The organism is Riemerella anatipestifer (assembly GCF_009932355.1).
Taxonomy (GTDB): domain Bacteria; phylum Bacteroidota; class Bacteroidia; order Flavobacteriales; family Weeksellaceae; genus Riemerella; species Riemerella anatipestifer_E.
Genome location: NZ_LEKU01000006.1, coordinates 56,833 through 69,842 on the forward strand (window position 1 = coordinate 56,833; position 13,010 = coordinate 69,842).

Here is a 13,010-nt window from a genome sequence, read left to right on the forward strand (position 1 = left end):
TAACTGTTTTTATATTCTACTTCCCAAACACAGAGATGTTAATGTAGCGTTTAGGATTATTTTTAATATCCTCTATTAACCCATTAAGATTTTTTGAGGTCTGATTAAGATTATTGTAAAGCTGCTCATCTTTAGCTATCTTTCCTAAAGAGCCCTCTCCGTTTTGAATTCCAGAGATTAGTGTATTTAATTTATCAGACGTCAAACTTAGTTTAGCAACAGCATCATTTAGTTTATTGATGTCTAGCTTCTCTGCCACATTACCATACTTGTCTAATGTTGTCTTTGCACTCACGGTTGCCAAGTTAGCATTATCTAGCATCTTTTGTATTTTAGGGTCTGTGTTAGAAAGCATTTGGTTAGTCTGAAGAGAAGTCTGTCTGAACGACTCTACCGTATGATTAAGACTTTGTAAAAGTTGCTTGATTTCTCTTCGGTTTTGCTCGTCCATTATTTTATTAGTACTTGCGAGAGTAGAGTCTAAGTTAGTTAAAACATGAGATAACTGGTCTTTAACAGGCTTAACTTCAGAAGAAAGACTATTAAACACTGATTGCTGGAGTGCCCCCATTAAAGTATCTCCATTTTTGGCTTGCTCACCGTCATAAATAAGATTAATTTTAACTTCTTTACCAGACATCAATCCTGGTTCAAATATCTCAACCGTAGATTTTTTAGCAAATCCAAACTTATTATCTACAGTAATCTTAACTACAAAATAAATATGACCATTGGCTGCTTTTACTGGCTTAATTTCCTCTACTTGACCTACTTTTAGCCCGTTTATAGAAACTGCATTAGACGCCGAAAGTCCTTGCACATTATCATACTTTACATAATAGACATTGTCCATAGAGAATATATTTCTCCCTTTCATAAATTGATAAAGAAGTACAAACCCTACAATAGCCAATATTGCAATAAGCCCCGCTTTTAATTCTTTAGAAAACTTCATTTTATTACATTAGGTTCAACTAAGCAAAGATAAGATTTTTAATTTTCAACATCAAAAAAGCGACTATAAAGTCGCTTTTTAATCATATTTATATTAAATCTAAATTATTGCTCTTGAGTTTTATTATAAACTTCAATTCTATAATCTTTTATATCTGCATTATCCTGAAGACTCTTCAGTAAGCTTTGTGTAAACATTTGTGCATTCTGTTGCTCTAACATTTGTACAAACTGCTTAGCATCTCCTGGCTGTTTGTTCTCTGACACCTTTTTCTTAACCACAACATAAACACCAGTATTTCCTTCTATTGGTTTAGAAACTTTATTAGGAGCTACACCAAAAGCCGCACCCGCTACCTTAGGTTCCATTGCCATACCTAAACTAGGAGTTAGCATATTTATCTGTCCGCTCTCTTTAACCGCTCCAAACTGTTTAGCTATTTGATCTAATGATGAAGACTTAGAAGCATTTAATTTTTCAACGATTTTCTTAGCCAATAACTGATTTCTTACTATTGGCTCTATCTGCTCTCTCACAGACTCTGGGTCAGCCAAGCCTGCCTCTTGTTTTCCATTAAGATAAGCTACAACATAATCCCCGTTACTTGTAGTAAATATGTTTGTATCTCCCTTACCCGTATCTTTATTGAATGCCCAAGCTAAAACTTCTTCGTCTTTATCTGTTCCTAAACCTTGTATTTGCCCCTGAAAACGACCTACCATTTTAGGATTAGCAAACTGATAGTTGCTTTTCTTAGCTAAATTAGCAAACTCATTAAACGATTTACCCTGAATCTGCTGTATAAAAGTATTTGCCTGTGCGTAAACTTTATTCTGTGTTTCTTTAGAAGCTCTTATATCTTTAGCTAAGTTAGCTATTTTATAAACAGGCATCTTATTTTCATTTACCATAACATGGTATCCAAATTGAGTCTCCACAACACCTACTGCACCTTTAGGATTAGACTCTACCCAATCTGCAAAAGGCTTTACAAAACCACTCTTACCAGGAAGAACCCATTGTAACATTCCCCCTTGTTGTGCAGACCCTTTATCAGCTGACAATGACACAAACTGAGCAAATTTAGCAGGATCAGCCTTCACTTGAGCAGCTATGCTATCCGCTAATTTTTTAGCTTCCTCTTTAGTTCTTTTTATTGAAGGATCTTGCTTAGCCACATCTGTACCTGCAAAAGCAATCAGAATATGCTTAGGTAAAGTTGCCTCACTTTTACCTGCTAATTTAGTCACATAGTATTTACCTCCTGATTTATATGGACCGTAAACTTGACCTACAGTAGCTGTCTTCACAAAAGCCTGTGCTTCTTGTGGAACTTCTTGCTCTGACACAAAGCCATATTTAACAGGAGCTTCTGAATTTATCTCTACAAACATAGAATCACTAGGAGAGTTCAAGAAGTTCTCTCCCTCGCCGTTATAAAGTTTTTTTAACTCTTTTAGTGTCAAGCTATCATCCATCGCACTAGGTTTGGCAGGAAACAAAACTACTCCTAAATTTCTGCTTGCTTCTGCTTTAAAAGCAACAGGGTGCTTCTTGATAAAATTAGCTAAATCTTCAGAAGTTACTTTTACAGGATTCTTTTGTGCAAATGTATTGTAATCTATCTTCACAAAATCTATATCCGCCACCTGATCTCTATTTTTCATGATAAGCTCAGCTTCTTTTTTGCCTACCGTAATACCATTAGTTACGTTAGCAAAAAGCTGACGAGCCATCATTCTGTACTCTATTGTTTTTCTGATATTAAGCCACTGATTATACTCCTGTACTCTACCACTTTCTCTAAGCCCTTCTATTTCCTTTTTAATTTCGGTTAGCTTAAAGTTTCCTTTAGCATCAAAATTTTGAGGATTTTGTGAAAACATAGGATCGTACTGTAGCTGATTCCAAAAGAAATCTTCAGTAAGTTCTAATCCCATTTTCTCAAACTGTTGCTTGATAAGTTTAGACTGTACCAAAGTCTGCCAAGCCTGCTCCTCCAATCCTACCAAAGGTTGACCTTGGCTTTCCGCTTGATTACGCATTAGCATAAGTTGCTCATTATACTCGTCCCTAGTAATTTCCTCACCATTTACTTTACCAAGAATGTTAGGATCTTTACCAAAAACCTTATCTAAACTATCTGGATTTACCAAAAATGCTAGTAGTGCAATAGCAATAAAACCTATCAATATCCAAGGTCTTTTTCTAATTTCTCCTAAAACTGCCATTTCTAATATTTAGTTTTTAAAATCAATTTGCGAAAATACACATTTTTAGAATAATATAAAACATTATTTTCTTTTATTTTTCTCCCAAAACTTTAGGAAATAAACAAATTTATTTACTTTTGTGTCTTCAAAATCTTAAAGAGAACTGTATGGAAATAGGAGAAAGACCTTGGGGAAAGTATTTTGTATTGGCTGATATGCCACATTACAAACTAAAGCGTGTGGAAGTATTATCTGGACAGCGCCTCTCTTACCAATACCACAACAAGAGACAAGAAGCTTGGACTATTATACAAGGAACAGCTAAGGTAACTTTAGACGGCGTAGAAACCACCTATAAGTATGGTGAAACTGTACTTATACCTCTAGGCGCAAAACATAGGATAGAAAATATAGGTGATGACTTGCTCGTTTTTATAGAGGTGCAGACTGGGACTTACTTTGGAGAGGATGATATTGTAAGACTACAAGATGATTATGCAAGAGAATAAACTAAATCTCTCAATGAAAATAGACCAAAACGCCTTATTGGTTTCCCTTAATGATTACCTTATGTTCTCGTCTAACATTTGATTTTGATGAAAACATATCACAATTTAGTCCCAATCACTCTCTGATAAAATACCAGATGAAGTATGTCATTTTTTGAGTGAAAGAAAGCTCTCATGATAGAGAGATGTTGCGATGCAAAACCATCAGATAGATTTTTACCGAAAATATTTTAAACATCCTTTATGTATAATTTAAGACAAACAACAGGACGGAAATATTGAATGGATAAAACCAAAAATTCCCTTAAAAGAACATCCAAATTATAAATTCATTTTGAAGTTGCAGGGAATGGTGTGGCTACGAACCTCAAACGGATTATATCTTTCAACTCTATTGCTGTAATGCCTAAGACTACCATAGAGTCTTAGTCTATGGAAGGAACTCTAGTTGGTGGGAAACATTACATTGAACCCAGACATTCGAATCTGGAAGAACAACCAAGTCTTTATACCTAAAAACACCGAAATTTGCTTAGAAATCCTTCATAATACTTATCAACACTGTCTCCAATTTTGGAATTTCAATACAGAAGACTTGTGTAGCCTATGGGTACTTGAAAAGTATTTTGAATTTATTCACCCATAAGTTGCTTATATTTTTTAGGTTTGAATATTGTGTATATTAGCTTTCTATACCAAGTATTGTAATATTTTTTTTTGTACTTTGTATTATCATTCACAGAAGTTATAAGTGTAGAAATATCCAAACCATTAAGCTTATAAAAATCATAATGTTTATTATAAATATAAAGTCGGGACTTATCAGACACATTTTCAATTTCATTCAAATCAGTTAAAGATTTATTTTTACCAGTATGTTTCCTATATTGGTATAAAATTTTGTTAATTTTCTTTACTCCTCCACCCTGTTTAACAATCCGAATCCAAAGTTCCCAGTCTTCAGTATACTTTAAATGACTATCAAACCCTCCTAAGCTCAAAAAGGTATCTTTTTTAATTATAGGATAAATTGGAATACAATTATCTACTAAAAACTGTTTCAATGAAAACTCACTTAAATTCCACTTTCCACTCTTTCCTTCAAAAAATTCAGCATCAGTATATACAATTTCTAACTTGGGATTTTCAGAATACGCATCCATACAAGTCTCAATAAATTCAGGGTAGATTTTATCGTCGGAATCAATGAAGCAAAGATATTTTCCCCTAGCCTGACTAGCCCCATAATTTCGAGACGCAGAAGGACCTGCATTTTGCTGGCTAAAAATTTTTATGAAATCATTCTGATAAGCACGAATAAGCTCAAAAGTGTTATCTGTTGAACCATCATCTACAATAACAATCTCTATACTTTTATAACTTTGCTTTAATACAGATTCTATTGTCTCTTTAATAGTTGCTTCCGCATTAAAGCAAGGGATTATTATACTTACTTTTGGAATCATATGTTACTTTTTATATTATTAAACCAACTCTCAAAACTATATTTCTCTATAATAGTTTCATCTAAATCCACATATTCTCCTTTGAGAAAAGGAATTAGTTCTTCCAAATTTCTATCACCAATTATAAAAAAATTATCTGGGTGATAAAAATCATAATCTTTAACAGTTTGATTAGTGGTAACTACTTTTTTTCTAAGGTACAAAGCTTCAAAAATCCTAAACGATAATCCTTGATGCTCTTCTATCAATATATCAAGTATAAATTTACTTTTAGCTACCTTATTCAAATACTCACTAAAAGGGAGCATCTCGTATAAAACATTAATATTCTCATGTCTCTTAATGTACCTTCTTTTTTCCTTTTGAAAAACGATATTAAAATCAAACTTTATCCCATTAAGCCTAAAAAAAGAAGACAGTTTATTGAGAATTTCTAATCTTGATTTATGAAAAGAACCTAAAAAATAAAAATCATTATCAAACGTCTCTACATCACTATTGATATTATCATCTTTAAAATAAAAATTGGTTGCTTTTCTTAGACCATACTGTGAATAAGTTTCAACATCTGAGGAATCAAACACATAAAACGCATCAAAATACTGAATTAAATCAAAGACACTCGGACTTCTTTTCAATCCATCATATTGGTAAGCTACCATATTTCTACTTTTCGTTTTTGCTTGCAATAACACATTAGGTAAAAAAAAATCTGCACGAAAAACCAAACAAAAATCATAAAATTCACTACCAATGTTAATCAATTCTTCCTGTCTGGATAAGTTATGGATTTCAACCAATGTTCTCTTAAATATTTTATCTTTATAAACTGTTTTTCTAAAAGCATTATATAATCTCTGCCTCAAACTCTTGTATCTAAATTGATACTCATTATGAACAACCGTAACTCTGTATCCCATACTTTCTAGGGCACGTTCAATCAGTTCATAAAGATTATAATCTCTTGGAATTAATAATAAAATATGTTCTTTTCTCACTTTTAGAATATAATAAAACCTATCAATCTAATATATCTCCTATCCAATTTGTAAAACTATAAACTTCCACTATATCAGAGCAAACAACATAAGGCATTTTAATAAAACGCAATAAATCAGAAACTTTACAGTTGTCATCTACAACAAAGATATTGTTTTCATTATAAAAATCATAATTTTTAACTAATTTATTGTTAGTAATCAGTTTCTATTGAAATTATAGTTTTAAACCATTCTTCAAAGGAATATTTAGACTTAACACACTCAGGTATCTCAGTATATGGTTTTTCTAAAAATGATGCCAACTGTTCTTTTGTCAACTTAAACCAATCTTCTACCACAAGAATATTATTAGGATGATAAAAGTCGTAGTTCTTAACCGTAGGATTATCGGTTATTGTTTTTTGGGAAAAATGCAATGCCTCAAAGAAACGAAAGGATAAGCCATCGTGAGCATGAAACTTAATATCCAAAATACAACGGCTTTGAGAAGAAATACGTTCAACTTCTTGATAAGATAATAGTTTATTGTTTATTATGATAGGGGACTCTTGGTTAAAACTACGTCGCTCTGTATAAATTCTAAAATAGCTTACAAAATCTGTAGCATTTGTGAGCGAACTTATATAATTTATAATTTGTACTCTATCATTCTGTTCCGCACCTATATAACATAAATCAATCGTTTTGGCTTGGGGTACAGAAACAAAATCAAAGTAAAAATTATGGGTTAAAAATAAATTTTTATGTTTTATAGAGTACACTTCAAAATCATTACTATCAAAAACACCAAAAACATCAAACGAGTCAATTAATGCCTCTGAATGCTGAAACCGTTTCATCCCATCCCACTGATAGGCTATAGTTTTTTTTGATATTTTATTGATATACTCCATCATCTTGGGTGTATAAGCATCTGGTCGTATAACCAATGTATAATCAAAATAATTTTCAGGACAATCTAATAAAGTAACTAAAGATTTTTCTAAATGAGATTCTTTGAGTTGTTTTTTGTAGTTCTTATCGTTTAAGAATGTTTTTCTTATAAAATTAGTAAGCTTTTGAAACCAATTCTTATACTTAAACCCTGTGTAAACAGATTCAAAATAAAGAACTTCATACCCCATCAACTCTAAATTTTTGATAATATTCTGATAAATAGAGTAATGCGGAGTCATTAGCAACAAAATGCGTCCTTTCATTTTTTTATTCCATTTTTTGCCCAAAAAGAAGCATCCGACAAGGCTCTTTCCATTAGTTTATGATTAGCTTCCAAGTTATTTTTGGAATTTTCTTTGTGGTAGAGGTGGTATTGGATTGCGGCAAGTTTTATTTTCTTTCGAAAGCAGCCTTTTTTGATTAACCGGATGACTATATCCGAATCTTCGCGTCCCCAGCCTACGAAATCTTCGTCGTAGCCGTTTATTGCCAGTAGGTCTTCTTTCCAAAAACTCATGTTGCAACCGCGGATTCTGGTGGTCATTTTTTCCATAGGCGAGTTTTGGGATTTGGACAACTTATTAAAAAGAGGAAATCTAAGAGCGTTAAATCTATTTTTAATACCTTTTGTAAAAAAACCTAAATCTATACTTTTAGTTTTAAACACTTCTTGCGTTTTCTCTTCCAGCAACAAAGCCCTAGAACCTGTAATAAAACAATTTTTCTCTGCAAATTTTTTATGGTCTTTCACGAAATCTGGATGCAAAATTACATCTCCATCTATTTGTATAATGTACTCATACTTAGCCTCTGCTATGGCTCTATTTCTTATCTCAGAAAGCCTAAAACCTTTATCTTCATGCCATATATGAATAAGAGGAACCTTGAGTTTGGCTTGCCATTTTTCAACTAACGCCAAGGTATCTCTCCCAGAACCATCATCTGCAACAAGTACCTCATCAGGAAGTTCGGATTGTTGCTGAACACTTTCTAAAACCAAAGCCAAAGCCTCGGGCCAATTATATGTAGAAATAATAAGAGAGGTTTTCAAAATTATTTTTCCACAAATTTATAAATTTGTAGTATCTTTTTCAAAAATTATTTAAAAAATAAAAATGTCCGATTATTTTTCTCAGCTAAGCACCAAAAAAATTTCTTTTTTCATCATTGATTATTCATTCGGTGGTGGTGTAGAAAGAGTAACCTCTGATTTAATATCACTATTTAACAAAAGCAACCTTCCCGTTTCAGAATTAGTATCATTGTACTCTGCCAATGAGAACCCTTCTATAGATTACCCTAAAGATTTAAAAATAAACATACTAAACCCAAAATCTAAAAAAGAATTAAAATCTATTTTCATCAATTATTTTAAAACTCATCGCCCTGATTTTTTTATATTCCAAGGAGATAATATGACGATTTCTCTAGCCATTTTAAATGCAGCAAAAAAAACCAACACCATAGCTATACCACAATATCACGGTTCCCCTTATGCTTATCTTAGAAAATATCCTACCGCAGAAAAAAGTCTTTTGCTCAAAAGAATTTGGGCACCTTTAGTTCTCTCTTTTAAGAAACGAAAACTAAAAACTTTTGTTAATCTAGCAAAAAACGGAATCGTCTGTGTAAGCAATGGCTCTAAGAAAGAAATAAGAGCTCTTCTCGGCACAAAAGCAACAAAAAAAATTATTACTATATACAACCCATTAGATATACCTAACTATAAATCAAATACTAAAACCAATACCATCAGTTTTATTTCTAGACTAGAATCTAAACACAAAAACGCTTTTCTTATTGCTAAAACTTGGGAATTACTCTCTCCAAAACACCCAAATTGGCATCTTAATATCTATGGAGAAGGCTCCTTAAAAGATAAACTAAGCACCTATTTTACAGAAAGAAATATTAAAAACGTAAGCATTAAAGGTTTTGTTAAAAATATCCAAGAAGAATTATCAAAGTCAAAAATAAGCCTCTCCACCTCTAACTGCGAAGGCTTTTCTATGGCAATTGCTGAAGCAATATTAAATCAAAACGCTATTGTTTCCACAGATAGCGATGGAGGTATCAAAGATATGCTTATACACAAAAAAACAGCTCTAATTTCTCCTAAAAATGATGCCAACAAATTATGCGAAAACCTGGATTTACTAATAAAAAACGAAGCTCTATCTCAAAATTTATCTGATAATGCCAAAATACATTTATCCCAAATAACGTCTCTGAATCCAATAGAACAATGGAAAACGCTTTTAACAAAAATGCTCTAGTCTAAAGACCAGAGCATTCTTTTTTGTATGAAAAAATAAATTATCTCTTAAACTCTAATACTGTTTTTTCTATAATAGCAACACACTCCATTAGCTGCTCCTCTGTAATTACCAAAGGTGGAGCTAAACGGATAATATTACCATGTGTAGGTTTCGCTAGTAATCCATTTTTAGCTAAATCTAAACAAAGATTCCATGCTGTTGGACCATCTTGGCTATCATTGATAAGAATAGCATTTAATAATCCTTTTCCTCTTACCTTATAGATTAAATCTGTTTTTGCTATAATTTTCTCTATTTCTGCTCGGAATATTTTACCCAACCTTTCTGCTCTTTCAGATAATTTCTCCTCCTGAACTACATCTAAAGCTGCTATTGCCACAGCACATGCCAAAGGGTTACCTCCAAAAGTAGAACCATGCTGTCCTGGGTGGATTACCCTCATAATATTATCATTTGCTAAAACAGCAGATACAGGATACATTCCTCCAGACAATGCTTTACCTAAGATTAGAATATCTGGCTGCACCTCTTCGTGATGACACGCTATTAGCTTACCCGTTCTAGCAATACCTGTCTGCACTTCGTCTGCAATAAACAATACATTATACTTTTTACAAAGTTCTTGTGCTTTCTTCAAGAAACCTTTTGTAGGTACATATACCCCTGCTTCTCCCTGTATAGGCTCTACCAAAAATCCAGCTATATTTTCAGCTTCTTCTTCTAATACTTTTTGTAAAGCATCTAAGTCATCATAAGGTATTCTTATAAACCCTGGTGTAAATGGTCCATAATTACTATGTGCATCAGGGTCGTTAGAAAAAGAAACTATAGTTGTAGTTCTTCCGTGGAAATTATTCTCACAAACAATAATTTTAGCATTATTACCTTGAACTCCTTTTACTTCATAAGCCCATTTTCTCGCAAGTTTTATGGCTGTTTCTACAGCTTCTGCACCAGAGTTCATAGGCAATACTTTATCAAAACCTAAAAGTTTAGTTATCTTCTCTTCATAAATCCCTAGTTTAGAATTATAGAATGCACGAGAGGTTAATGACAATACCTTAGCCTGCTCTACCAAAGCATTTACAATTTTAGGATGAGAATGCCCTTGATTAACTGCCGAATAAGCAGAAAGGAAATCATAATACTGTTTTCCTTCTACATCCCATACCAAAACACCTTCTCCTCTGTCCAAAACCACTGGTAGCGGATGATAGTTGTGAGCACCATGACGATCCTCCAAATCTATAAAATACTGAGCTGTTTTCAAATTTTTATTATTTGACATATTACTATTTTTAAATAAATACAAGTATATCGGCAAATTTAATGATTTTTTATTTAAACCACCCTTTTGCCACTCTTTATGAAAAACCCCTAAAAATTATTTCTAGGGGCTAAATACATTACATATTTTCGTAATCTTTATTCATTTTAAAGGTCTCCATAAACTTGGTAGTATAATTACCAGCTACAAAGTCCGGATCATCCATCAACTGCCTATGGAAGGCTACCGTAGTTTTAACTCCCTCTATATAAAACTCTTCTAAAGCTCTCTTCATTTTAGCAATAGCTTCTTCTCTAGTTTGAGCCGTAGTAATGAGTTTAGCTATCATAGAGTCATAATTAGATGGTATGGTATAACCAGAGTAAACATGAGTATCTACCCTTATCCCATGTCCTCCTGGAATATTAAGACTAGTAATTTTTCCTGGAGATGGTCTAAAGTCTTGATAAGGATCTTCCGCGTTAATCCTACATTCTATTGAGTGTAGTTTAGGATAATGATTTACACCAGATATAGGCGTTCCTGCTGCTAGAAGAATTTGCTCTCTAATAAGGTCATAATCAATAACCTGTTCTGTAATAGGATGTTCTACTTGGATACGAGTATTCATCTCCATAAAATAGAAGTTCCTATGCTTGTCTACCAAAAACTCTATAGTACCTACCCCTTCATAACCAATATATTCTGCTGCCTTTACAGCTGCTTCTCCCATTTTCTCACGAAGCTCATCAGTCATAAAAGGAGATGGAGTTTCCTCTGTTAATTTTTGATTTCTTCTTTGAATAGAACAGTCTCTTTCAGAAAGATGGCAAGCCTTACCATACTGGTCACCAGCTACCTGTATTTCAATATGTCTAGGCTCTTCTATGAGTTTTTCCATGTACATACCACCGTTACCGAAAGCAGCGACAGCCTCTTGCACAGCAGAATCCCAATGATTTCTAAGTTCTTCTGCTTTCCAAACGGCACGCATACCTTTACCACCTCCTCCAGCTGTTGCCTTTATCATTACTGGATAACCAATTTTCTCTGCAATTTTCGCAGCCTCTTCATAAGAACCTATCAAACCATCAGAACCTGGCACACAAGGTATCCCCGCTGCCTTCATAGTTGCTTTAGCAGTAGCTTTGTCTCCCATTTTTTCTATCTGCTCTGGGCTTGCCCCTATGAACTTGATATTGTTTTTCTGACAAATTCTAGAAAAATTAGCGTTTTCTGACAAAAAACCATATCCTGGGTGGATAGCATCAGCATTGGTAATCTCGGCTGCAGCAAGTATATTAGGTATACTCAAATAAGAGTCTTTACTAGTAGGAGGTCCTATACAAACCGCTTCATCTGCAAATCTTACATGTAGACTATCTTTATCTGCCGTAGAATAAACCGCAACGGTTTTAATCCCCATCTCTCTACAAGTACGGAGAATCCTCATTGCAATCTCTCCACGATTGGCTATTAATATTTTTTTAAACATTTTATTAAGAAACTTTAAATTAAAAATAAATTACCCCATATCAACAGAGCAAACTATAACACTTTTTTGACTTAAAATTTCTCTACTTAAGACGGATCAACAAGGAATAGTGGCTGATCATACTCCACAGGAGTTGCATCATCTACCAATATTTTAACTATCTTACCACTTACCTCACTCTCTATTTGGTTAAATAGTTTCATAGCTTCTATAACGCAAACTACCTTCCCTTCAGATACAGAATCTCCTACATTTACAAAAACATCCTTATCTGGCGATGGCTTTCTATAAAAAGTACCTATCATTGGTGATTTAATAGCGATATATTTACTATCGTCATCTGCTTTACCCTCCTGAGCTACAGGAGCAGATGGTGAAGATACTACTGCAGGAGCTACTGGCGATGCCACAGGCGAAACTGCAGGAGATTGTGATAAAGATTGCTGAACGTAAGTTATATTCTCATTAGAGCCAGGATTTTTAATATTTATTTCGTAATCCTTCGTTTTGTATTTAACCTCAGCTACTTCCGACTTAGAAACAAACTTAATGAGGTTTTGTAAATCTTTTAAATCCATAAGATAATTTTTAGCACCCAAATATAATAACAAAAACCACTCAATCCAAAAAAAAGAGCGGTTTTATGCATAAAATAATTTCTACTACAGTAGTCTAGTTTTCTTCTGTAGTTTCTACATTTTTCTCCATTACTACCTTTCCTCTGTAGTAAAGTTTTCCTTCGTGCCAGTGAGCTCTGTGATAAAGATGTAACTCTCCTGTAGTAGCATCTTTAGCTAACTGAGGAACTACTGCTTTGTAGTGAGTTCTTCTTTTATCTCTTCTGGTTGACGACTGTCTTCTCTTAGGATGTGCCATTATTACTATTTTT

12 protein-coding genes are annotated in these 13,010 nt (G+C 33.3%); 2 read left to right on the forward strand and 10 right to left on the reverse strand.

From position 1 onward, the window contains the following. Positions 1 to 16: 16 nt before the first annotated feature. A complete protein-coding gene (locus GXW81_RS02575; protein ID WP_004917170.1) occupies positions 17 to 955 on the reverse strand; it encodes an MlaD family protein in 939 nt (312 codons plus the stop codon). Between the two features lie 104 nt (positions 956 to 1,059). Further along, positions 1,060 to 3,186, reverse strand: coding sequence for a peptidylprolyl isomerase (locus tag GXW81_RS02580; RefSeq protein ID WP_161531067.1), 2,127 nt, complete (start codon positions 3,184 to 3,186; stop codon positions 1,060 to 1,062). Between the two features lie 149 nt (positions 3,187 to 3,335). Here GXW81_RS02580 and GXW81_RS02585 point away from each other — a divergent pair, with 149 nt between their 5' ends. Continuing rightward, positions 3,336 to 3,677, forward strand: coding sequence for a phosphomannose isomerase type II C-terminal cupin domain (locus tag GXW81_RS02585; RefSeq protein ID WP_161531068.1), 342 nt, complete (start codon positions 3,336 to 3,338; stop codon positions 3,675 to 3,677). 632 nt (positions 3,678 to 4,309) lie between these two features. On the opposite strand, the gene GXW81_RS02590 is transcribed toward GXW81_RS02585, so the two are convergent. The 4 genes from GXW81_RS02590 to GXW81_RS02605 form a co-directional block, all read right to left on the reverse strand. Beyond that, a complete protein-coding gene (locus GXW81_RS02590) occupies positions 4,310 to 5,143 on the reverse strand; it encodes a glycosyltransferase (RefSeq protein WP_161531069.1) in 834 nt (277 codons plus the stop codon). Then, positions 5,140 to 6,141 carry a hypothetical protein gene (locus tag GXW81_RS02595; protein WP_161531070.1) on the reverse strand — a complete coding sequence of 334 codons (1,002 nt, stop codon included), beginning with the start codon at positions 6,139 to 6,141 and terminating at the stop codon, positions 5,140 to 5,142. Before GXW81_RS02595 ends, GXW81_RS02590 begins: the two co-directional genes overlap by 4 nt. Positions 6,142 to 6,335: 194 nt before the next feature. Further along, on the reverse strand, positions 6,336 to 7,343 hold the full coding sequence (locus GXW81_RS02600; protein WP_161531071.1) for a hypothetical protein: 1,008 nt from the start codon (positions 7,341 to 7,343) through the stop codon (positions 6,336 to 6,338). Further along, positions 7,340 to 8,131, reverse strand: coding sequence for a glycosyltransferase family 2 protein (locus GXW81_RS02605; protein WP_161531072.1), 792 nt, complete (start codon positions 8,129 to 8,131; stop codon positions 7,340 to 7,342). Before GXW81_RS02605 ends, GXW81_RS02600 begins: the two co-directional genes overlap by 4 nt. A 64-nt stretch (positions 8,132 to 8,195) precedes the next feature. Between GXW81_RS02605 and GXW81_RS02610 the strand changes: the two genes are divergently transcribed. After that, a complete protein-coding gene (locus GXW81_RS02610) occupies positions 8,196 to 9,356 on the forward strand; it encodes a glycosyltransferase (RefSeq protein WP_161531073.1) in 1,161 nt (386 codons plus the stop codon). A 40-nt stretch (positions 9,357 to 9,396) separates the two neighbouring features. On the opposite strand, the gene rocD is transcribed toward GXW81_RS02610, so the two are convergent. From rocD to rpmF, 4 genes are all read right to left on the reverse strand, one after another. After that, positions 9,397 to 10,647: an ornithine--oxo-acid transaminase gene (gene rocD, locus GXW81_RS02615; RefSeq protein WP_161531074.1), complete on the reverse strand. Its 1,251-nt coding sequence runs from the start codon at positions 10,645 to 10,647 to the stop codon at positions 9,397 to 9,399. Positions 10,648 to 10,765: 118 nt separating this feature from the next. Continuing rightward, on the reverse strand, positions 10,766 to 12,121 hold the full coding sequence (gene accC / locus GXW81_RS02620) for an acetyl-CoA carboxylase biotin carboxylase subunit (protein ID WP_161531075.1): 1,356 nt from the start codon (positions 12,119 to 12,121) through the stop codon (positions 10,766 to 10,768). 86 nt (positions 12,122 to 12,207) lie between these two features. Further along, positions 12,208 to 12,699, reverse strand: a complete 492-nt coding sequence (gene accB, locus GXW81_RS02625) for an acetyl-CoA carboxylase biotin carboxyl carrier protein (RefSeq protein ID WP_161531076.1) — start codon at positions 12,697 to 12,699, stop codon at positions 12,208 to 12,210. Positions 12,700 to 12,793: 94 nt separating this feature from the next. After that, a complete protein-coding gene (rpmF, locus tag GXW81_RS02630; protein ID WP_004917152.1) occupies positions 12,794 to 12,997 on the reverse strand; it encodes a 50S ribosomal protein L32 in 204 nt (67 codons plus the stop codon). Positions 12,998 to 13,010 lie beyond the last annotated feature (13 nt).